The sequence below is a fragment of the Ruegeria sp. J8 genome, from assembly GCF_056531925.1.
This window is the reverse complement of record NZ_JBQFMR010000001.1, coordinates 146,802-167,232: the sequence shown is the minus strand read 5'-3', so window position 1 is coordinate 167,232 and position 20,431 is coordinate 146,802. Positions and strand designations below refer to the sequence as shown.

The window sequence follows — 20,431 nt, the reverse complement described above, 5'->3', positions numbered from 1 at the left end:
GGACCGACCATGCCCGACCTGCTGATCGAACTGTTTTCCGAGGAAATCCCCGCACGGATGCAAGCCCGTGCCGGTGAGGATCTGAAAAAGCGGATTACCGATGGTCTGGTCGAGGCCGGTCTGACCTATGCCGGGGCCGCAGCGCTGACCACGCCGCGCCGCCTGACTCTGGCGGTTGAGGGGCTGCTGGCGGAAAGCCCAACCATCCGCGAAGAACGCAAGGGCCCAAAGGTCGCCGCCCCGGACAAAGCCATCGAAGGCTTCCTGCGCGGTGCGGGTCTGACCCGTGATCAGCTGGAAGAACGCGACACCCCCAAGGGCGCGGTTTATTTCGCCACCATCGAAAAAGCCGGTCGCCCGGCAGCCGAGATCGTGGCCGAAGTGCTTGAGGCCACCATCCGCAATTTCCCATGGCCTAAGTCGATGCGCTGGGGCAGCGGCCCGCTGCGCTGGGTGCGCCCTTTGCATTCGATCCTGTGCATTCTGTCGGATGAGGCGGGCGCGCAGGTCGTGCCGCTTGAGGTTGATGGGATCAATTCCGGGGATACCACGGGGGGGCACCGTTTCATGGCTCCGGATCGGTTCTCGGTCACGTCTTTCGAAGACTATGCCGCCAAACTTAAACGCGCCTTTGTGGACCTGAACCCTGCGGACCGGGCCGAGCATATCTGGAACGACGCGCAAAACATGGCCTTTGCCGCCGGTTTGGAAGTGGTCGATGACAAGGGCCTGCTGGCTGAGGTTGCCGGTCTGGTCGAATGGCCGGTGGTTCTGATGGGTAAGATCGATGACGAATTTCTGGACCTGCCCCCTGAGGTTCTGCAGACCTCGATGAAAGAACATCAGAAGTTCTTTTCGGTGAAGAACCCCAAGACCGGTCGGATTGAAAAGTTCATAACCGTCGCCAACCGCCAGACTGCCGACAATGGCGCGACTATTCTGGCAGGGAACCAAAAGGTGCTGTCGGCCCGACTGGCGGATGCAAAATTCTTCTGGGAAAATGACCTGCGCATCGTCAAGTCCGACGGGTTCGAACCTTGGGTCGAGAAACTGAATGCGGTGACGTTCCATGCCGAACTGGGCTCGCAGGGCGAGCGGGTTCTGCGCATCGCCGCGCTGGCGCATGAACTGGCCGGGGCAACGGGTGCGACGCCCGCACTGGCGATGATGGCCGCACAGGCGTGTAAGGCCGATCTGTCATCCGAGATGGTGTTCGAATTTCCCGAATTGCAGGGCTTGATGGGCCGCTACTACGCTCTGGCTGCCGGATTGCCAGCCGAGGTGGGGCAGGCCAGTCAGGAGCATTACTCGCCGCTTGGCCCGTCGGATGATGCGCCGACCGCGCCGGTTTCCGTGGCGGTGGCGCTGGCCGACAAGCTGGACACGCTGACGGGGTTCTGGGCGATTGACGAAAAGCCGACGGGCTCGAAAGACCCGTTTGCGCTGCGCCGTGCGGCGCTTGGGGTGATCCGGTTGATCCTGACCAACGATCTGCGCCTGTCATTGAATGATACCTTCACGTCGGCATTGGGAAGCCTGCTGAAACTGCCCGAATGGCAGGCAGCCCTGCTGGGGGCCAAGGCGAAACAAGCCAAGGCCGAGAATGCTGAGGCTGCCGCGCAGGAGGTTCATGGGCTGGCTCATCAGGTCGAAGCCGCGACAGCGATTGTCAGCAATGCTCCGGCGGACCTGCTGTCCTTTTTCCACGACCGCCTCAAGGTGTTCCTGCGAGACGAGGGCATCCGCCACGACATCATCGACGCCTGTATCGCGATGGACGGCAATGATGACCTCAACCTGTTGGTCAAACGCGCTCGTGCTCTGAACGCGGTGATCGCGACCGAGGATGGCGAGAACCTTGTTCAGGGCTTCAAACGCGCCAACAACATCCTCACACAGGCCGAGGAAAAGGACGGGGTCGAGTATTCCTACGGTGCGGATGTGAAATTCGCTGAGACCGACAGCGAAAAGGCGCTGTTTGCGGCGCTGGATAACGCGCAAGGTAAGATCGAAGCCGCGCAGAAGGCCGAGGATTTCCCCGCAGCCATGACCGCTATGGCCGCACTGCGCGGTCCGGTGGATGCCTTCTTCGAGGATGTTCAGGTCAATACCGACAATGACATCCTGCGGCGCAACCGCCTGAACCTGCTCAGCCAGATCCGGCAGGTCTGCGCGCGCGTCGCGGACCTCAGCAAGATCGAGGGCTGATCCAGATCGCCCTTGCGCCATTGGTGCAGGGGCTTATGCTGCGGGCAAACAAAAGGTGCCGCAGTGCAGAATAACCCGCATACTACATTAATTACGCCCACAGCACCCGTGACCGCTTCGTCGCACGGGGGGCGTGCGAAGTGCCTGCAACGGCTTGTGCGTCTGGATATGCCGGTTCCGCGCACCGTGGCTCTGTCTTTTGATGCGGTGCAGAACATTGCGCAGGGCCAAGTTCCTGATATCGACGCTATTCTGGAGCAGTTCGCGCAGACGGATCTGTTGTGTGTCCGTCCCAGCTCTGAAGACCCCGATTGGGGTGGTCCCGGCGCAATTCTGAATATCGGGATGAACGACGCGCGCTATGTGGACCTGTCGGATTCGATGGGCGTCGAGGCTGCGGCAGCTTTGTACCTGCGTTTTGTCCAAAGCTACGCGATCCACGTGGCACGTCTGGACGCGGATGTGTTTGACGAGATCGACGCGGACGGGCGCGAAGGTCTGCAACAATCCCTGCGCGCCTACGAAGACGAGACGGATGAAAGCTTTCCGCAGGACCGGGGCGAGCAATTGGTTGCGGTTTTGCGCTCGATGGCGCGGGCGTGGGATGGAACTTCGGCGCGGTTGCTGCGGCAGGCCAAAGGTGCGCCCGCGGATGCCGGGCTGGGCCTTGTGATTCAAGAGATGATACCCGGCGTCGGTCAGGGAGAATGCGGGTCGGGCGTGTTGCAACTTATTGATCCGACAACAGGAATGCCGCAGATCACCGGTCGCTATCTGAGCCAGAGCCAGGGCCGCGATGCGCTGGGGGAAGGGGTGGCCGCGCTCTATCTTGAAAAGGACCCGCGCGGGAAATCTCTCGAAGAGGTTGCGCCTGACGCGTTTGCTGACCTGAAGGCACATGCCGCGCAGATGCGAGCCAAGCTACGCGAGGAGATGCAGGTCGAGTTCGTGATCGAAAACGGTCATGTCCATATTCTGGACGGTGTGCGGGTGCAACGCAGCGCTCGGGCGGCGGTCCGGATTGCCGTGCGTCTGGCCGAAGACGGCATCATACCGCCGCAAGAGGCCGTGATGCGAGTCGATCCGCATTCGCTGAACGAGTTGTTGCACCGTCAGGTTCACCCAGACGCGCAGCGCGACGTCCTGACCACCGGGATTGCCGCCAGTCCGGGTGCTGCTACTGGCAAGATCGTGTTCACAGCCGCCGAGGCACAGGCCAGCGCCGCACGGGGTGAACCCTGTATTCTGGTCCGCCGCGAAACCGCGCCGGAGGATGTGCGCGGGATGCACGCAGCTGTTGCCGTGTTAACCGAGAAGGGCGGAATGACCAGCCACGCGGCGGTGATTGGCCGTGGTCTGGGTCTGCCCTGCATAGTCGGCGCGTCCGAGATGCGATTCCAGACCAAGAAGAAGCTGCTGACCGCACCGGATGGTCGGATGTTCAAAACCGGGGATGTTCTGACAATCGACGGTAGTTCGGGCCAGGTTCTAGCAGGGCAGCCCGCAATGCTTGAAGCTGCTCTGGACGATTGTTTTCAAACGCTTATGGGCTGGGCTGACGCGGAGCGTGACATTGCCATCCGCGCCAATGCCGACACACCTGCCGATGCACAGACTGCACGCAACTTTATGGCGCAGGGTATAGGACTGTGCCGGACCGAACACATGTTCTTTGATCCCGGTCGTCTGATCGTGATGCGCGAGATGATCTTCGCGCAAACCTCTTCGGGTCGCGCGGCGGTGCTGGAACGCCTTTTGCCGATGCAGCGCGAAGACTTTGTCGAACTGTTCCGCATTATGGAAGGCCAACCCGTCTGTATCCGCCTGTTCGACCCACCATTGCATGAGTTCCTGCCCACCACTCGCAGCGGTCAGCGTGAGCTGGCCGAAGCGCTGGATCTGCCGGTCTCGGACGTTGAGCGCCGGGTGGACGCAATGACCGAATATAACCCCATGTTGGGTTTGCGCGGCGTCCGTCTGGGCGTGACCGTGCCTGAGATTTACGACATGCAGGCCCGCGCCATCTTTGAGGCGACGCTTGAGGCCAGCAAGAACGGCGCACCAGTTGTGCCCGAGGTGATGATCCCTCTGGTTTCGGCCAAGCGCGAGGTCGAGCTCGTCAAATCGCGCATCGACACGGTTGCCGCCTCGGTCGCGGCTGAGCGCGGGCAAGAGTTTGAATATCGGCTGGGTGTCATGGTCGAAACCCCGCGTGCCTGTCTGCGCGCCGATGAGATTGCGCCGCAGACTGCGTTTCTGAGCTTCGGTACCAACGACCTGACCCAGATGACTTACGGCCTGTCGCGCGACGATGCCGGGCGCTTTATGTCGGCCTATGTCCAGCAGGGTGTATTCGCCGAAGACCCATTCCACGTGTTGGATTCGGATGGCGTGGGAGAACTGCTGAAACTGGGCGCTGAGAGGGGGCGGCAAGTTAAACCGGACGTGACCCTATCGGTCTGTGGTGAACATGGCGGAAACCCCGAATCAATCGCCATCTGCCGTGCGCTTGGATTCGACTATGTCTCCTGTTCACCCTTCCGGGTCCCGGTCGCTCGGCTGGCTGCCGCTCAACTGGCGATTTCGTCCAGACTTGGGGGTTGACAGCGGCACAGTCCGCTAGGATTAGTTGGAAACAAATCACACCGTCGTCATATATTTTTGACGTTACGGCGATTTTCCACTTGCTTTTTTTAGAAAACTGGACGTTTCCGATTCAATTCGGTATGAGCCTCGTCGCGCCCGCCGGGGGAGGGTATGGCGCCGAATGTGCCTGTGCGAGGTTATCTGAATGCTACGATACATACTGGCTGCTGCCACATTGGCGGCAACCGTGCTGCCAAGTGTTTCCGTCGCTGAGAGGGAAACCACTGATACTGCCAAGCGTGAACTTGTGACTCGGACTGAACTGCCCGGTCAAAACTTCCGCGAATACTTGAATTTGTTCAAGCCCCGAAAGGTGCTTGAACAGCAGAAAATATCCTACTCCAAGGACTGGCTGGATGACCAGCCCGCCGCAACCGGGGATGAGCACTTCAAATGCCTGGCCGAGGCGCTTTACTTCGAAGCGCGTGGGGAAAGCGTGCGCGGTCAATTTGCCGTGGCTGAGGTCATCATGAACCGTGTAGACAGCAGCCGCTTTCCGGACACGCTGTGTGGGGTAATCAAGCAAGGGACCGGCAAGAAATACCAGTGCCAGTTCACTTATACTTGTGATGGCCGCAAGGAAGTGATCCGAGAGAAAAAAGCCTATGAGCGGGTGTCCAAAGTAGCCCGTGCCGCGATTGACGGCCTCAGCGATGCGCTGACCGAAGGGGCGACCCATTATCATACCAAGGCGGTGAAACCGTCCTGGGCGCGGGTCTACAAGGAAACGGCTCGGATTGGTGTGCATATTTTCTATCGCCACAATTATCGGACGGCTAGCAACTAACTGACGCACCCGCGCTGGAACCCTGATGGCGCGGGGCGTTGGATGATCTATGTTATGGGCCAGGAGGCTCATAATGCTGTTTAACCGTCGACAATTCCTGGGCGCGTCTGCTGCCCTATCTGCCTTTCCAAAAGTGGGCTTGGCTGCGTTTCCAGAACTAGTGGCGCGCGAAGCGGCGCAACAGATTGCGCCGGTGGAATTCCCGAAAACACCGTTTTGGGGCTTTGGCGGAACCGTACCGGGTACAGAAATCCGCGTACCGCAAGGCGGGCGAGTGCAGCGCAGGGTGTCGAATGCTCTGCCTCAGGCCACGTCAGTGCATTGGCACGGCATTCGAATTGACAATGCGATGGACGGTGTGCCGGGGCTGACGCAGGATGTCATCGAGTCCGGGGGCGCGTTCGACTATGACTTTGCTGTCCCTGATGCCGGAACCTATTGGTATCACTCACACAATCGCACGGTTGAACAGGTGGCCCGTGGCCTTTATGGCCCGCTGATCGTCGAAGAGCCTGACGCGCCAGACGTCGATCGGGATCTGACGTTGATGCTGGATGACTGGCGGCTGGACCCGGAAACCGGGCAGATAACGGATGATTTCGACAATGGACATGACCTCAGCCATGCCGGGCGGCTGGGTAATATCATTACCGTAAATGGTCAGTTGGATCCCTCGTATCAGGTGGGTGCGGCCGAGCGGCTGCGCCTGCGTCTGATCAACGCCTCGAATGCTCGGGTATTCGATCTGGGTATAGATGGGCTGACCGGCTGGATCGTGGCGCTGGACGGGATGCCGTTGGAGACCCCGCTGGAGATTACCGACACCTTCCCGCTGGGGCCGGCGCAACGGGCAGACATGATCGTTGACGTGCGCGCCTTGGCCTCAGAAACCGCCAGCCTTGTCAGCTTTGAGCGTGACGGTGGTTTCGGCCTGGTCCGCTTTGACGTGTCGGGTGCGGGCAGAGCGGTGCGATCCGGCATCGCGGCGCTGCCGCCCAATCCTCTGCCGGTGATATCCACGGATAGTGCACCACTGCATCGGATGGAGATGCAGGGCGGCGCGATGCGTTGGCTCAGCTCGGCCAAGCTGGGCGAAACCGAGCTGACGGGGCAGGAACTGGCCCAACTTGGGCGGTTTTGGGCGTTGAACGGATATGCTGAACGCCCCAAGGACCCGTTTCTGGACACCCGACTGGGGGAAACCCATCAGATCGAGTTTGCCAATCAGACGGCGTTTCCCCATGCGATGCACATGCATGGCCATCATTTCCGTATCATCTTGTCGGATGGCAGCCTTGGTCCGTGGCGCGACACCGTCCTGCTGGGGCGGGGGCAAACCCGACAGGTCGCTCTGGTTGCGGATAATCCGGGCAGTTGGCTGTTGCATTGTCACATGTTGGGCCATGCCGCATCGGGGATGATGAGCTGGTTTCGCGTCACCTGACGACGCATTCGACGACTGGAAAGGCGTTTGTTGCGGTGCTATACGCGCCCGCAATGTCTAATTTGGGCAGATCAGTCCCAATGCCCGAGAAGGTCCGTCTTATGAGTTCTGAAATCCGCCTCGCCTTTGCGCACCCTTCGGAACGGTCCGAAGCGATGGCCGCCGGAGAGCCTTTGGATCGAATCTCGCTGAGGGATCACATTGTTGAGGTCGAGATCGGTGCCTTTCAGGCCGAACGTGGGACCACACAGCGCATCTGCTTCAACATTGTGGTCGAGGTGCGGCCTTTGACCGATGCGATTGATGACGATGTTGACCGCATCCTGTCCTATGACCGCGTGACCGAGGCGATTGCCTTTGAACTGGCTGCCGAGCGGTTGAACCTGCTGGAAACATTGGCAGAGCGTGTTGCCGAGCGTATTTTGCTTGAACCGCAGGCTGTAAAAGCTTTTGTTCGAATTGAAAAGCTGGATCGCGGGCCTGGCGCACTGGGGGTCGAGATTGTGCGTGGCAAGGATGCTGTGCACCACGACGTGGTCGAGGAAGAACGTCCCCATCCACGTCTTGTCTTCCTGTCGAACGAGGCGATTGCCTCGGGCAATCTAACCGGTTGGATCGACCAGCTTGAGAACCGGCAACGCCCGCTTATCCTGTGCGTTGGAAGTGCAGACTTGGCTGTTCCCCAGACGGGTCATGCGATGACCCAGCGTCGGATCGATCTTTTGGCGATCGAACAAAATGCCTGGGTTCTGGCCGCGCGGGATCACCGCTGCGTTGTTGTCTCGACCCGGACCGAGCTGGATTGGGCGATGAAGAACGGGCAGATTTGCGTTTGGGCCCCGTCCAAGATCGTGCTGGATGCGGTTGATGGTCCCTCGGCCGCGCCGTCGGACGCGGTGGCGCTGGCGGCCTGGTTTGCGGCCACATTTGAAGCCAGCGAGATGATGGTCATTGGAGGCGCACTGCCAGACGACCCTAAAACACCATTGCGCGCTGTCTCTGTGGATCAGGCGCAACTGTGACCACCTACTACAGACCTTTGGTTCAGAACGGCGCTCGGCGTCCTGAAGGGGCCGTGACTTTGGCCGGACAAGCGCTGTGGTTTACCCATGTGGAACGCTTGAGACGGACGGAAAACGCCTCTGTTGTCGCAGTGCAGGACGTGCCTGATGAGATTCTGGCCATCCTTTCGCGTCCCCGCGCGCCCATTGCAGGGCTGGATATGAACTGCCCGCACATCATGGGCATCTTGAATGCAACGCCGGACAGTTTCTCGGACGGTGGGGTACACAATTCGGTGCAAACTGCCCGGGACGCGGCGGAGCAAATGGTTGGGCAAGATGCGACGATCCTGGATATCGGCGGCGAATCCACCCGACCCGGAGCCGCGTTTGTCCCAGAGGACGAAGAGATCGCCCGCACCAAGCCCCTGATCCAAGCGATCTGCGAGCGGACCAAAGCGCTGATTTCGATCGACACGCGCAAAGCCAGCGTCGCAAAGGCGGCGTGGCAGGCGGGGGCTGGCCTGATCAACGATGTCTCGGGCTTTACTTTCGATCCAGACTTGGCCCCGTTCTGCGCAGAAGTTGGGGCACCGGTCTGCGTCATGCATATGCAGGGCGACCCGACCAACATGCAGGACGATCCCAGATATAATGACGTGCTGCTAGACGTGTATGACTTCTTGAACGATCAGGTGCAGTATCTGGAGGCCCTTGGTCTGAACCGCAACCAGATCATTGTCGATCCGGGTATCGGTTTTGGCAAGTCCGTGGACCACAACGCAACTCTGTTGCGCAATCTCAGCCTGTTTCACGGGTTGGGATGCCCAATCCTATTGGGTGTGTCGCGCAAGGGGTTCATCGGGCAGATCGGCAAAGAGACGCGCAAGGACGCCCGCGCGCCCGGTTCGATTGCGGTTGGGCTGGCTGGTCTGGCACAAGGGGTACAGATCCTGCGGGTTCACGACGTGGCTGAGACCGCTCAGGCCTTGCGTCTGTGGGCTGCCGTCCGGTAATCCGGTCGCAGGCAAGAAACGACGGAGAGAGACCAATGCGCAAGCTGTTCGGAACCGACGGGGTGCGGGGCACTGCCAATACCCATCCGATCACGGCTGAGATGGCCCTGCGCATGGGAGCGGCCGTAGGCCGGTATTTCCGCCGCGATCAATCCGGTGCGCACCGCGTGGTTATTGGCAAGGACACGCGCCTGTCCGGGTACATGCTGGAAAATGCGCTGACGGCGGGGCTGACCTCGACCGGGATGAACGTGTTGTTGCTGGGACCGGTGCCGACGCCTGCGGTTGGATTGATGACGCGATCGATGCGGGCGGATCTGGGCGTGATGATCTCGGCCAGCCACAACCCGGCCGAGGATAACGGCATCAAGTTCTTTGGCCCGGACGGGTTCAAACTGTCGGATCAGGCTGAGATTGAGATCGAGCGTCTGATCGAAGAGGGTGTCAAACCCGCGCAAGCGCAAAATATTGGCCGCGCACGCCGGGTGGACGATGCGCGGTTCCGTTATGGTGAGCGGGTCAAATCCTCGCTGTCCCGCGATCTTCGGCTGGATGGGTTGAAGGTGGTGGTTGATTGCGCCAACGGCGCCGCCCACCGCACCGCGCCCGAGGTTCTTTGGGAGTTGGGGGCCGAAGTCATCCCGGTTGGCGTCACGCCAAACGGTAAAAACATCAACTTGAATTGCGGCTCGACCAAACCTCAACTCGCGGCTGAGACGGTTGTGGCCCATGGTGCCGATGTAGGCATCTGTCTGGATGGCGATGCGGACCGGGTCGTTATGGTCGATGAACACGGGCAGGTTGCGGATGGCGACCAGTTGATGGCTCTGCTGGCCGGGAGCTGGGCCGAGGCTGACCGCCTTAAAGGCGGTGCTTTGGTGGCGACAGTCATGTCCAATCTGGGGTTGGAACGGCATTTGAACGCGCTTGGGTTGCGGTTGGAACGGACGGCGGTTGGAGACCGCTATGTCGTCGAACGGATGCGCGAAGGCGGGTTCAATCTGGGCGGCGAACAATCTGGCCATATCGTCATGAGTGACTATGCCACCACTGGTGACGGGTTGATGGCGGGGCTGCATTTTCTGGCCGAGATGGTGCATTCGGGCCGCAAAGCCTCGGAACTTGCGGTGCAATTCGAAACGGTCCCGCAATTACTTAAGAATGTGCGCTACGGCGAAGGGCAAACGCCGCTCGATACTGCGAACGTCAAAGCGGCCATCGCTGATGCCGAGGCGCGTCTGAACGGGCAGGGGCGCTTGCTGATCCGCAAATCGGGGACCGAGCCACTGATCCGCGTCATGGTCGAATGCGAGGACGATGCGCTGCTGACCCAAGTCGTTGATGGCATCGTCGCCGAGGTCGAGGCTGTCGCCGGTTAACGCCCAATCAGCATTCGGCGTAGGCTGAACCATTGGCTGATCGCCAGCCCGGTCAAGATCATGGCCAGCGCGATGAAGAATCTCAGCGGCAACGCCTCAGACAGAATCCATGCGCCAAAGACCATCGACCAGATGGGCACCTGATAGTTAACCAGCGTAAGGAATACCGACCCCGCGCTGCGGATAATGGACACGCGCAATAGGGTGGCGAAGGCAGTGGGTAGAAGGCCAAGCGCAATGATTGCCAGACCGGGGCGCGTGCCCTGCCACTGCGGGATGCCCTCGGTCAGCAGCATGACGGGCAGCAACAGAACCGCCCCCACCATCAGCGACAATGCCGCCAACGCGACCGGATCAATCGGTGGGCAACGTCGAGTGAAGATCGATGCGCAGGAATAACAAAGCGCCGCTCCGATACAGGCCAGTTGCGCCAGCGGTTCCGTGCCTTGTCCGATCTGCGTTAGACCTGGGCCGATCAGCACCAATGCCCCGGAAAAACCCAGCGATACGCCCAGAAATCTGCGTAGATTCAACGGCTCGTCCGAGAAGAAATGCGCCAGCGGTAGTACCATTAGTGGAATCGCTGCCATCGACAGCCCCGCAAAGGCCGAAGGCACATATTGCTGCCCCCAGCTCAGCAACAGAAAGGGCAACGCGGTCGATAGCAGGCCGATGATGGCAATGAAGGACCACAGCTTGGCATCGCCCGCAGGCAATTTGCGACCAGTCACAGCCATCATTGCCAACAAAGTGACTGCCCCCAAAGTGGTCCGCGCGGTTGCAACCGTGACGGGGCCGTACCCTTCCAACGCCATAGCCACGACCATGAAGGTGCCGCCCCATATCAGGCCAAGTGCGATGACGCCGCTCCAGTCGCGGGATGTGGGTTGATCGACCATGCGCGGCCTCCGATTGGGACAAAAAAGGCGACCCGAAGGCCGCCCTTTCGCGTGATCCCGTGGGGATCAGTTCTTTTCTTTGTCGACCATTTTACCGGCCGAGATCCAGGGCATCATGGCGCGCAGTTTTGCACCGGTTTCCTCGATCATATGCTCGTCATTGGCGCGGCGCGACGCTTTGATGGTCGGCTGGCCAACGGCGTTCTCCAGCATGAAGTCGCGGACGAACTTGCCCTGCTGAATGTCGCTGAGAACCTCTTTCATACGCGCTTTGGTCTCGTCGTATTTCAGAATACGCGGGCCGGTGACGTACTGGCCGTACTCAGCCGTGTTCGAGATCGAGTAGTCCATGTTCGCGATGCCGCCTTCATAGATCAGGTCCACGATCAGCTTCACTTCGTGCAGACACTCGAAATAGGCCATTTCGGGCGCATAACCGGCTTCGACCAGTGTTTCAAAGCCGCAGCGGATCAGCTCAACCAGACCGCCGCACAGAACGGCCTGCTCGCCGAACAGGTCGGTTTCGCATTCTTCGCGGAAGTTGGTCTCGATGATGCCCGAGCGACCGCCACCGATGGCCGAGCAATAGGACAGGCCGATTTCCAGCGCCTTGCCGGTTTCGTCCTTGTCGACGGCCACCAGACAGGGCACGCCACCGCCTTTGACGTATTCGCCGCGCACGGTGTGGCCGGGGCCTTTGGGGGCCATCATAATGACGTCGACGCCTTCTTTCGGCTCAATCAGGCCAAAGTGGACGTTCAGGCCATGGGCGAACGCGATGGCCGCGCCGGGCTTGATGTTGTCATGCACGTATTTCTTGTAGGTTTCGGCCTGCAGTTCATCGGGCATGGTGAACATGATCAGGTCACACCAGGCGGCGGCTTCGGCGATACCCATTACGGTCAGACCTTCGGCTTCGGCTTTCTTGGCCGAGGCCGAGCCTTCGCGCAGCGCCACAACAAGGTTCTTCGCACCCGAGTCGCGCAGGTTCAGCGCGTGGGCGTGACCTTGCGAGCCATAGCCCAGGATCGCCACTTTCTTGTCTTTGATCAGGTTGATGTCGCAATCGCGATCGTAGTAGACGCGCATGTCGCCGGTCCTTTCTGTTTTCGATTGAGGATGGTTCTACTGGCTCATGCCAGGGAAGGCGATGGTGTTTTACTTGAATTATTCCGGCAGGCGTGAGAATTTATTCTCGCTTTAACTCCTTGGTGAAAAAATCATGCTAGATGATGTCGATCGCAGATTACTGCGGCATTTTCAGGCCGATCCCAGCCTCTCGACCGCAGAATTGGCGGAACGCGCGCGCATCAGCACAAGCCTGTGCTGGCGCAGGATCGAAAAAATGCAGGAGGCTGGCATTATTGAGGGGCAGGAGGCCGTCATAGACTGGTCGGCTTTAGGCTATGCTGTCGAGGTCTCGTTGCGGGTGACTTTGGACAAGACCCAGCCCCGTGCGTTTGACGAATTCACCGCAGCCGCGCGTAGCGTGGCCGAAGTGATCGAGATTCAGACCTTTTTGGGTCGTGTCGATGTACGCCTGTCCGTGTTGGCGCGGGACATGTCGCACTATCAGCAGCTCTACCGCGATCAGATCCTCACCTTGCCGCATATCGCGGATATCGAAGCGTTGATGCATATCGCGCGGGTCAAAAGCGACGTGGTGCTGCCGGTATGAACGAGTTGGATGAAATCGACCGCAAAATTCTGCGTGCGCTCGTGCGGGACGCATCCCAAAGCGCCGGGGCGCTGGGACGCAAACTGGGCCTGTCCCAACCCGCCACATGGAGGCGCATCCGTCGTCTGGAAGACGCAGGGGTTATCAAAGGCCGGCGCCTGCGCCTGAACGCCGAGGCGCTTGGGTTTGGAGTTACGGTGTTTCTGGGCGTCAAACTGGCCCGCAAGGGTCAGATCAGCCTGGAGGATTTCGAACGTGCCGTCAGCGCCATCCCCGAGGTTCAGACGGTCGAGCATGTTTTGGGGCTTTATGATTATCGTCTGCGCGTCGTGGCGCGGGATCTGGCCGATTTCGAACGGGTCCTGCGCCGCCGGATCATGACCCTCCCCGGTGCAGGCGATGTCGAGGCCAATGTTTTGCTCAGCGAAGAACGCTTGCCGGGGCCGATCGGCTAGTCAGTATTTGGTTCTGATGCAATAGCCGGGATGGTGCGTCATCCGGGCAAATGTCATGGGTTGACCATCTTTCCAAGTCGTCCGCTCAAGCTGAATCATCGAAGTGCCAGCCGTCGTGCCCATGAATTCCGCCAGTCGACCATCGGCGGAAATCGCGCAGAACGCCACCTCGGCCTCGGTAAAGGGGGCGGCGTTCAGCAGCCATTCATGCGGGCCGTGATCGTTCAGATCGGCGTGCTCGACATCGGGGACGGCGTCGATATTGATCCAGCGTTCTTCAAGCTGAAAAGGCCGGTTGTCAGCGTAGTGCATACAGATGACGTGCAGAACCTTTACATCAGGCGATACGCTAAGCTGCGATGCCAACCAACCCGGGCTGGGGACCACATTCCGTTCGACAAGAGCGTAACGATAGGTCGAATTTTGGCTTTCAACCGACTGACGCGCCAGCGAAAACTCCAGCTTAGCATGTTTGCTCGGCTCTTTTTTTACGCGCGTGCCGCTTTTGCGTTTGCGTTCGACAAAACCCTGATCTGCCAATTCACGCAGCGCCCGGTTCACCGTCGCCCGCGCGCAATTGAACTCCTCGGCCAATTGCGTTTCCGTTGGTAGCAGCGACCCCTGTGGCCAGATACGGGTTTCGATACGCCGCTTTACTTCGTCACGTACAACCTGAAAACTGATCCGCTTTTGCGCCGTCACGATTAGAAATACCTTTCTGCTTCAAAGTGTGCGTATCTGGTCAGAAACACGTCAGGGTGTAAAGGGCGGCTGACACTGTTTGGCGTCATTTAGTGCCCGATTGAAAGAGAAAAAAGTAATTTTTTTGTTGAAGTTACCATCTTCCGTAGGGTCAATAGCCGGGACTGACCCTCAGGTGGTCGCGTGAAAATCGAAAGGACAAAATATGCCAGCGCTCTTGGATACTGTTGATCCCAATGGGCTTGAGGAGTTTTCGGTGGTGTTCACTGACCGATCTCTGAACCACATGTCCGCACAGTTTCAGCAGGTCATGCGCGACATCTCGGACATGTTGCGCGGTGTTTACAATGCCTATGGCGTGGCGGTCATCCCCGGTGGCGGCACCTATGGCATGGAAGCTGTGGCGCGGCAGTTTGCCCGCAACGCAAACGTGGTGGTCGTGCGCAACGGTTGGTTCTCGTATCGCTGGAGCCAGATCATCGAGACCGGAGGGTTGACGGCCTCGGCCACTGTGCTCAAGGCGCGGCAAACCGGCAATTCCAGCCCGTCTCCTTTCGCGCCTGCACCGATTGAAGAGGTCGTGGCGACCATTCGCGATCAGCGCCCAGATGTGGTTTTTGCTCCGCATGTGGAAACGTCGGCCGGGGTTATTCTACCGGACGATTATGTGACCGCCATGGCTGCGGCGGCGCATGAGGTCGGCGCGCTGATGGTGCTGGATTGTATTGCGTCGGGCTGTGCTTGGGTCGACATGAAGGCGACAGGCGTGGACGTCCTGATCTCGGCCCCGCAGAAAGGGTGGAGCGCAACGCCTTGCGCAGGGCTGGTGATGCTATCCGAACGGGCCGAGGCGCGGCTTGAGGAAACCACGTCGGACAGTTTCGCCGTGGATCTGAAAAAGTGGCGGCAGATCATGCAGGCCTATGAGGGCGGTGGTCACGCCTATCACGCGACGATGCCGACGGATTCGCTGAAGGATTTCCGGGACACGATGGCGGAAACCCGAGACTATGGATTTGAAAAACTGCGCGACGCGCAGTGGGCGTTGGGCAATGGCGTCCGCGCGATGCTGAAGGACAAGGGCGTTGTCTCGGTCGCGGCTGATGGGTTCGGCGCGCCGGGCGTTGTTGTCAGCTACACGGGCGACCCCGAAGTGCAGAACGGCAAGAAATTTGCGGCTTTGGGGATGCAGATTGCGGCGGGCGTGCCCCTGCAATGTGATGAGCCCGAGGGGTTCAGTACTTTCCGTTTGGGTCTGTTCGGGTTGGACAAGCTCTATGATGTGGATGGCACAATCGCACGTCTGAAGCGCGTGTTGAATCAGGTGATCTAGGCGCGGGTCAGCGCACGCCCAGCCCCATCTGCATCAGCGTTTTACGTACCGGCGGTAAGGAATAGAGCGCATTCAGCCCCATCGCCCGTGCGTCGCGAAGCGGCCGTGCCTCGATCATCGAGGCGCGGTTCAGCAGGTCGATTCCCTTCACGCGCATCTCGATCTCGGTGTGGCGGGACTTGTGATAGGTGTCCAACATCTGCGCGTCGCCCAGCCCCTCGGGGCGGGCTTGCGCAAGGTCTAGAAGGCTGCGCAGATCGCCCAAGGACATGTTCAGCCCCTGTGCGCCGATGGGCGGAACCACATGGGCGGCCTCGGCCATCAGGGCGATACGCTCGCCTGACAGGCGCTCGGCCGATTGGCTGATGATCGGCCAGATCGTCCGGCGCGAGGCCAGTTTCAGCGGCCCGAACAACCCGCAGGACCGTTCGGTCATCAGCGCCTCGAACGCGTCGGGTTCAGTGTTCAGCAATTCAACTGCACGCGGCCCACGCTCCATCCACACAATCGCCGACGAAGGCTGACCCTGCCAGTCGGGCAGGGGAACCAGTGTGAACGGCCCGCCTGAACGGTGTATTTCGGTCGAGACGTTTTCGTGCGGGATCGGATGCGTGACGGCAAAGGCCAGAGCCTTTTGGCCGTAGCGCGTGGTGTGGATCTGGATGCTCGCCGCCTCGCGCATGGGCGAATTGCGCCCGTCTGCGGCCACGACCAGCTTGCAGCGGATACGGCTGCCGTCGCTCAGGCTCACGCGCGCTTCATTGGTGCGAGTGAACAGGCTGACCGTGCCGGTGCCGGGGCGAAAATCCACGTTGGGCAGTTCGGCCAAACGCGCCACCATCTCGCGCCGCAACAGCCAGTTGGGCAGGTTCCACCCGAAGGGCTGGTCCGAGATATCGGCGGCGTTGAAATCACGCACGACGCGGGGTTCGGGCACATCTCCGCCCGCGTCCACGATGCGCATGATCTGCAGCGGGGCGGCATGGGCATCCAGTCGCGCCCACAGCCCGCATTGATCCAAAAGCCCGTGCGCCGGTTGCAGGAAGGCCGTGGTCCGCATGTCGGACCCGTCCACGTCGCGTTCCGTCACCGGAGGGGTGGGGTCGACGCAAATCACGTCGAACCCGGCTGTTCCGAAAGCCGCCGCAGCGGTCAAACCGGCGATTCCACCGCCTGAAATCAGGATGTCACAGCTATCTGTCATGGGCTTGGCCTCCGTTTGGGCAGAACCTAGTGCGGTTCTGTGCGGGGTGCCAAGTGACATCCTGTCCCGTGCCTTACCCGCGTGAAATCAGGATGAGGATCAGGAACATCACCGGCACCATCATCACGGCGGGAATGTAGAGACCCGGCAGGCCGAACAACAAGATGGAACACCCCCACATGCTGAAGATCGCCAGGGCCGTATAACCCCAATCCTCACCGTCGCTCTGGGCCACGTCTTTGGCCATCCAGCCAAACAGGGGGATTGCAAACAACAGGCGCTGCCAGATGGGCAGGCGCCGAGGGACCTCGATCGCGCTCATGGGTTTCTCCGATTCTGTTCGTCGCTGAGGCGCATATAGGGGCGATGCTGCACCCGCGAAATACACAGATGGTCGCAGTGTGACAGCCTATCGCAGGCGGGCCAGAAACGCGGTCAGGTCGTCGGTGTGATGATGGATGTGATCGGCCTCTTGCGGCTCGGGCGCGACGTGGACGGTGCGCATTCCCATCGCATGCGGAGCGGCCAGATTGCGCGGGTCATCTTCGAACATGGCGGCTTGTTTGGCGTCGATCCCGTCCTTGGCAAAGATTGCCTCGAACGCAGCTTTCTGGGGCTTTGGTCGATAGCCCGCATGTTCGATCCCATAGATCGCATCAAACAGCCCGCTCAGACCGCGTGCCGCCAGAACCCGCTCGGCATAGGGCGCGCTACCATTGGTATAGACGATACGGCGGCCGGGCAGAGAACGGATGTGGTCGGCCAGTTCCGCGTCGGGGTCCATATGGCTCATGTCGACCTGGTGAACCGCGTGCAGATAGGGATCGGGGTCCAGATCATGCTCGGCCATCAGACCGGCCAGCGTGGTGCCGTATTCGCGCCAGTAATGGCCGCGCAGCCGATCCGCCTCGGCCCGGTCGACGCCGATGGCCTGCACCACGTAGTCGGTCATCAGCACCTCGATCTGATCGAACAGGCGCATATGGGGCGGGTAGAGGGTGTTATCCAGATCGAACACCCATTGGGTGACGTGAGAAAAGGCGGGTTTGACCATGGGCTTGGTTTAGGCTGCGCGCCAGCGGTTTTCAATGCCACACTTGATCCGAAGGGGCGGTGACGGATAGACAGGTTCGAACGAGGAGACGAACCACCCCATGCCCCAGTCCAAACAGTCCAACAGGGACGCCTACAGCCTGATACTCGAAGCGATAGACGTGGGTGTGTATAAACCCGGCGACCGTTTGGTCGAAAGCGAGCTGGCAGAGCGTTTCGGCGTATCTCGCACGCCCATCCGCGAGGCGTTGCAACGACTTGAGACGCAATCGCTGCTTGAGCGGGACGGGCGATCTCTGATTGTGGCCTCGCTGGACCACAACCAGATGGCCGAGCTGTACGTGGTACGGCGCGAGTTGGAGGGGCTGGCAGCCAGTCTGGCGGCAAAACACGCCACCGAGGAAGAGATCAAGGTGCTGCAGGATATGGTCGCCGCTGACGATGCACTGGTCGATGACCCGACCGCGCTGTCGCGTGCCAATCGACGTTTTCACGAACAGATCCATCTGGCCTCGCACAATCGCTATCTGGTGCAGCAACTGGACCTTGTGCACCGCACCATGGCGCTGATGGCGACCACCTCGCTGGCTGTGCAGGGACGGGGAGAGATCGCTCAGAACGAACACAAGAGCATCGTCGACGCCATCGCTACGCGCGATGAAGAGGCCGCGGCTCGCGCGTTGAAGGAGCATATCTCGGTCGCCTTCATGACCCGGCTGAAACAGGATGCTGTTCGGCGCGAATCCTGATCAGGGCGCGATTTCTTCATGGGCCTGACCATGCTGGGTCTTGTCCCAGAAGAATGGATTGATCACCAGTTCCCAGAGCGCCTTATATGCCGCCAGAACGCCCAAAGGGAAATATAGTGGCATGGTCGGGACCCAGGGCATTAGAAACCGCCTCTCACGCGCGGCGACGGCGAGCATTCCGGTAATCAGGTTGATGATCTCGGCTGTGATGAACAGGTAAATCAGACCTATCTGGATGTCGCCGGGCATGACCTGATCCAGCGGGCTGGTCAGGCCCAGGGTTGTAAGCCAGAACAGCCACAAGGCAGGGGCCAGCAAGAACTGCCCGACCGTGCCGAGGAAAAACGCTTGCACGCCCAGAAATCGCAGCGGGCCCAGTTCGGCCAGCAGGCGCAGGGGCGACCGCATGTGCACCAGATATGTGACCATGAACCCCTTGAGCCAGCGTGAGCGTTGCTTCACCCAGGGCCAGGCGCGGAAATTGGCCTCTTCGTAGGTGGTGGTATCGACCATCTCGGTCCGGTATCCGGCGCGGCTAAGACGGACACCAAGGTCGGCATCCTCGGTGACGTTGTGGGCGTCCCAGCCGCCCAGTTCCAAAAGCTTATCGCGGCGGAAGAAGAAGGTTGTGCCGCCCAATGGCACTACAAGGCCCATGCGCGCGATGCCTTGAAGGATGACCCGGAACCAACTGTTATATTCGATGGTAAAGCAGCGCGCGCGCCAGTTGGTGCGCGGGTTGTAGTAGTCCAAGACACCTTGCAGACAGACCACATCGTCATCAGCCTGCGCAAACTGGCGCACGACCCGCTCGATCTGGTCGGGCTGTGGCGCGTCCTCGGCGTCCCAGACACCCAGAATGTCGCCCCGGCAGAAGTCCAGCGCATAGTTCATCGCTCGGGGTTTCGTGGTCAGGCCGTTCAGGGCCGGGACCTCGATCGTTCTGATCCAGCTTGGCAGATCGACCCGAGACAGCGTTTCGTGTGTGACGTCGTCAGACTGCTCAAGCACCAGAATGATGTCCAGCAAGGCTTTGGGATAGGTCAGGCGGTGCAGACGGCGGATCAGAGCATCCGCGATTTCGCGTTCCTTGTAGAGGGGCACCATGATCGACACGCAGGGCAGGCGACCCAGCTTGCCCTTCGGTAAGCGCGGTGGCTGCGGGACGGGCTTGAAATAGGCCAACAACCCGGCCAGCCGAAGGCATAGAAACAAAACCAGTGACCCGACAGCCGCACCGACAAGGACTGATAGCCCCAGTGTCGGGTAGACCAGAAAGCCAGTCATCAGGGTCAACAGCATCACCGTTGGGCCGATGCGGGCCCGCAAGCTCCAGGACCGGCAGCTTTGATCCTCGGACACGCGGGTTTCCGCCTTTTCAGCCAGGTCCTGCGCGTAAATGCGGGCGATTTCCCGGTCAATCGCGCCGGAGGAACACAGCACCGGCACTATGGCGCAATCCTGATCCTGCATCGCATCGCGGATCGCGTCGAAACGGTCAGGGCGTGCGGTGGCAATCAGCAGGATTGGACCACTCTGTTTCCAGGGGATGACATTGTGTTGCAACCAGAATTCGATGGGTTTGATCTGGCAGAGCCCATCCTGCGTCGGTGTCTCGGACAGGTTCGCCACCTGCAATCCGGTTTGATCCGCTAAGGCGCGCAAAACGTCGTCGCGGCTGACCCAGCCCTCGGTCACCAGAATCTCACCCAGCGGTGCCTGTTGTCGCGCTTGAAGGTGCAGTGCTTTTTCTAACTGATCCGGCGTGATCAGGCCCCGGTCGCGCAGACACGTGCCCAGAGGCCGCCTGACCCGCGTCGGAATGGGCGCGGCGCGTGCGAAATGTTGTAAGTTCAGTTCAACCACAAAAAAACCCT

General features: G+C 60.2%; 18 protein-coding genes. 11 read left to right on the top strand and 7 right to left on the bottom strand.

What is annotated here, in order from left to right:
- Positions 1–9 precede the first annotated feature (9 nt).
- The 7 genes from glyS (at position 10) to glmM (ending at position 10,481) form a co-directional block, all read left to right on the top strand.
- On the top strand, positions 10–2,208 hold the full coding sequence (gene glyS, locus ACR0L1_RS00780; protein WP_480856659.1) for a glycine--tRNA ligase subunit beta: 2,199 nt from the start codon (positions 10–12) through the stop codon (positions 2,206–2,208).
- Between the two features lie 108 nt (positions 2,209–2,316).
- On the top strand, positions 2,317–4,812 hold the full coding sequence (locus ACR0L1_RS00775; protein ID WP_331252071.1) for a putative PEP-binding protein: 2,496 nt from the start codon (positions 2,317–2,319) through the stop codon (positions 4,810–4,812).
- 187 nt (positions 4,813–4,999) lie between these two features.
- Positions 5,000–5,641 (top strand): cell wall hydrolase, encoded by a 642-nt coding sequence (locus tag ACR0L1_RS00770; protein WP_170769407.1) that lies wholly within the window; start codon positions 5,000–5,002, stop codon positions 5,639–5,641.
- A gap of 73 nt (positions 5,642–5,714) precedes the next feature.
- Positions 5,715–7,085, top strand: coding sequence for a multicopper oxidase family protein (locus tag ACR0L1_RS00765; RefSeq protein WP_480856657.1), 1,371 nt, complete (start codon positions 5,715–5,717; stop codon positions 7,083–7,085).
- 101 nt (positions 7,086–7,186) lie between these two features.
- The gene (locus tag ACR0L1_RS00760) at positions 7,187–8,107 is read left to right on the top strand and encodes a dihydroneopterin aldolase (RefSeq protein WP_170769409.1); all 921 of its coding nucleotides are present in this window, start codon (positions 7,187–7,189) and stop codon (positions 8,105–8,107) included.
- Entirely contained in the window at positions 8,104–9,102 is a 999-nt protein-coding gene (gene folP, locus ACR0L1_RS00755; RefSeq protein WP_170788472.1) for a dihydropteroate synthase, read from the top strand. The genes ACR0L1_RS00760 and folP overlap by 4 nt, the downstream gene beginning before the upstream one ends.
- A 35-nt stretch (positions 9,103–9,137) precedes the next feature.
- Complete coding sequence (gene glmM / locus ACR0L1_RS00750) at positions 9,138–10,481, top strand: phosphoglucosamine mutase (RefSeq protein WP_170788473.1); 1,344 nt, start codon at positions 9,138–9,140, stop codon at positions 10,479–10,481.
- Here glmM and ACR0L1_RS00745 read toward each other — a convergent pair.
- Positions 10,478–11,380 (bottom strand): DMT family transporter, encoded by a 903-nt coding sequence (locus tag ACR0L1_RS00745; protein WP_170788474.1) that lies wholly within the window; start codon positions 11,378–11,380, stop codon positions 10,478–10,480. The genes glmM and ACR0L1_RS00745 overlap by 4 nt on opposite strands.
- Positions 11,381–11,446: 66 nt before the next feature.
- Positions 11,447–12,469 carry a ketol-acid reductoisomerase gene (gene ilvC, locus ACR0L1_RS00740; RefSeq protein ID WP_170769413.1) on the bottom strand — a complete coding sequence of 341 codons (1,023 nt, stop codon included), beginning with the start codon at positions 12,467–12,469 and terminating at the stop codon, positions 11,447–11,449.
- Between the two features lie 133 nt (positions 12,470–12,602).
- On the opposite strand from ilvC, the gene ACR0L1_RS00735 reads away from it, so the two are divergent.
- Together ACR0L1_RS00735 and ACR0L1_RS00730 are read left to right on the top strand one after the other, a co-directional pair.
- On the top strand, positions 12,603–13,058 hold the full coding sequence (locus tag ACR0L1_RS00735) for an Lrp/AsnC family transcriptional regulator (RefSeq protein ID WP_170769414.1): 456 nt from the start codon (positions 12,603–12,605) through the stop codon (positions 13,056–13,058).
- The gene (locus ACR0L1_RS00730) at positions 13,055–13,513 is read left to right on the top strand and encodes an Lrp/AsnC family transcriptional regulator (RefSeq protein ID WP_170769415.1); all 459 of its coding nucleotides are present in this window, start codon (positions 13,055–13,057) and stop codon (positions 13,511–13,513) included. Before ACR0L1_RS00735 ends, ACR0L1_RS00730 begins: the two co-directional genes overlap by 4 nt.
- Here ACR0L1_RS00730 and ACR0L1_RS00725 read toward each other — a convergent pair whose 3' ends face one another.
- A complete protein-coding gene (locus ACR0L1_RS00725) occupies positions 13,514–14,215 on the bottom strand; it encodes a GntR family transcriptional regulator (protein ID WP_480856653.1) in 702 nt (233 codons plus the stop codon).
- A 205-nt stretch (positions 14,216–14,420) separates the two neighbouring features.
- Between ACR0L1_RS00725 and ACR0L1_RS00720 the strand changes: the two genes are divergently transcribed.
- Complete coding sequence (locus ACR0L1_RS00720; RefSeq protein WP_480856651.1) at positions 14,421–15,548, top strand: aminotransferase class V-fold PLP-dependent enzyme; 1,128 nt, start codon at positions 14,421–14,423, stop codon at positions 15,546–15,548.
- A gap of 7 nt (positions 15,549–15,555) precedes the next feature.
- Here ACR0L1_RS00720 and ACR0L1_RS00715 read toward each other — a convergent pair whose 3' ends face one another.
- From ACR0L1_RS00715 to ACR0L1_RS00705, 3 genes are all read right to left on the bottom strand, one after another.
- Complete coding sequence (locus ACR0L1_RS00715) at positions 15,556–16,752, bottom strand: UbiH/UbiF family hydroxylase (protein WP_480856649.1); 1,197 nt, start codon at positions 16,750–16,752, stop codon at positions 15,556–15,558.
- A 73-nt stretch (positions 16,753–16,825) separates the two neighbouring features.
- Positions 16,826–17,074: a hypothetical protein gene (locus ACR0L1_RS00710; RefSeq protein WP_170769419.1), complete on the bottom strand. Its 249-nt coding sequence runs from the start codon at positions 17,072–17,074 to the stop codon at positions 16,826–16,828.
- A gap of 87 nt (positions 17,075–17,161) precedes the next feature.
- Positions 17,162–17,806, bottom strand: coding sequence for a pyrimidine 5'-nucleotidase (locus ACR0L1_RS00705; RefSeq protein ID WP_170769420.1), 645 nt, complete (start codon positions 17,804–17,806; stop codon positions 17,162–17,164).
- A 100-nt stretch (positions 17,807–17,906) separates the two neighbouring features.
- Here ACR0L1_RS00705 and ACR0L1_RS00700 point away from each other — a divergent pair, with 100 nt between their 5' ends.
- Positions 17,907–18,554 carry a GntR family transcriptional regulator gene (locus ACR0L1_RS00700; RefSeq protein WP_170769421.1) on the top strand — a complete coding sequence of 216 codons (648 nt, stop codon included), beginning with the start codon at positions 17,907–17,909 and terminating at the stop codon, positions 18,552–18,554.
- On the opposite strand, the gene ACR0L1_RS00695 is transcribed toward ACR0L1_RS00700, so the two are convergent.
- Positions 18,555–20,420: a glycosyltransferase gene (locus ACR0L1_RS00695; protein WP_480856644.1), complete on the bottom strand. Its 1,866-nt coding sequence runs from the start codon at positions 20,418–20,420 to the stop codon at positions 18,555–18,557.
- Between the last annotated feature and the right edge of the window lie 11 nt (positions 20,421–20,431).

Coding starts and splice junctions, on each gene's coding strand:
- ACR0L1_RS00770 (WP_170769407.1), top strand. CDS start 5,000: ATGCTACGATACATACTGGCTGCTGCCACATTGGCGGCAACCGTGCTG.
- ACR0L1_RS00705 (WP_170769420.1), bottom strand. CDS start 17,806: ATGGTCAAACCCGCCTTTTCTCACGTCACCCAATGGGTGTTCGATCTG.
- ACR0L1_RS00730 (WP_170769415.1), top strand. CDS start 13,055: ATGAACGAGTTGGATGAAATCGACCGCAAAATTCTGCGTGCGCTCGTG.
- ACR0L1_RS00700 (WP_170769421.1), top strand. CDS start 17,907: ATGCCCCAGTCCAAACAGTCCAACAGGGACGCCTACAGCCTGATACTC.
- ACR0L1_RS00720 (WP_480856651.1), top strand. CDS start 14,421: ATGCCAGCGCTCTTGGATACTGTTGATCCCAATGGGCTTGAGGAGTTT.
- ilvC (WP_170769413.1), bottom strand. CDS start 12,469: ATGCGCGTCTACTACGATCGCGATTGCGACATCAACCTGATCAAAGAC.
- ACR0L1_RS00760 (WP_170769409.1), top strand. CDS start 7,187: ATGAGTTCTGAAATCCGCCTCGCCTTTGCGCACCCTTCGGAACGGTCC.
- ACR0L1_RS00715 (WP_480856649.1), bottom strand. CDS start 16,752: ATGACAGATAGCTGTGACATCCTGATTTCAGGCGGTGGAATCGCCGGT.
- ACR0L1_RS00745 (WP_170788474.1), bottom strand. CDS start 11,380: ATGGTCGATCAACCCACATCCCGCGACTGGAGCGGCGTCATCGCACTT.
- ACR0L1_RS00710 (WP_170769419.1), bottom strand. CDS start 17,074: ATGAGCGCGATCGAGGTCCCTCGGCGCCTGCCCATCTGGCAGCGCCTG.
- ACR0L1_RS00735 (WP_170769414.1), top strand. CDS start 12,603: ATGCTAGATGATGTCGATCGCAGATTACTGCGGCATTTTCAGGCCGAT.
- ACR0L1_RS00765 (WP_480856657.1), top strand. CDS start 5,715: ATGCTGTTTAACCGTCGACAATTCCTGGGCGCGTCTGCTGCCCTATCT.
- glyS (WP_480856659.1), top strand. CDS start 10: ATGCCCGACCTGCTGATCGAACTGTTTTCCGAGGAAATCCCCGCACGG.
- glmM (WP_170788473.1), top strand. CDS start 9,138: ATGCGCAAGCTGTTCGGAACCGACGGGGTGCGGGGCACTGCCAATACC.